The following is a 502-nucleotide window of genomic DNA, read 5'->3' as shown; positions in this document are numbered from 1 at the left end:
GGTTGCGCCGCGTCCCACGCGCGTCGCCGCGGCCGAGACCCCGCGGGCCGCGATGGCCTCGCCGATCCTGGTCGGGGCCACCATCGTGGCGGTGCTGTATTTCGGCCGCGAAATCTTCATCCCGATCGCGATCGCGCTACTCCTCTCCTTCGTGCTGACACCGCTGGTGAACCGCCTGCGGCGCCTGCGCCTGCCGCGGCTGGTGGCGGTGGGCGTGAGCGTGCTTCTGACGCTCGGCATCGTGGCCGCCCTGGCGACGCTGATCGGCATCCAGGCGGCTGACCTCGCCGGCGACATCCCGCGCTACCGCACCACCATCGAGCGCAAGATCGAGGGGCTACGGACCTCGCCGGTGGGCCACATCACCGACTACGTCGCGAATATCGGTCGGGCGCTCCACGCCGGCGGCAAGGAAGCGGAGGCGGGCAAGGAGCCCGCGAAGGCGCCGGGCGGGCAGGAGCCCGCACGCCCCGCCCCGCCGGCCTCCGAGCCGGCGCAGGGG

General features: G+C 73.7%; 1 protein-coding gene. It reads left to right on the top strand.

The features are described from left to right. The coding region (locus tag FV228_RS32435; RefSeq protein WP_246694123.1) for an AI-2E family transporter at positions 1 to 502 on the top strand (502 nt) is incomplete at both ends.

The sequence above is a fragment of the Methylobacterium sp. WL18 genome (assembly GCF_008040015.1).
GTDB classification, from domain to species: Bacteria; Pseudomonadota; Alphaproteobacteria; order Rhizobiales; family Beijerinckiaceae; genus Methylobacterium; species Methylobacterium mesophilicum.
Note: the sequence above shows the minus strand (reverse complement) of the source record. Positions and strands in the feature narration are given on the sequence as shown.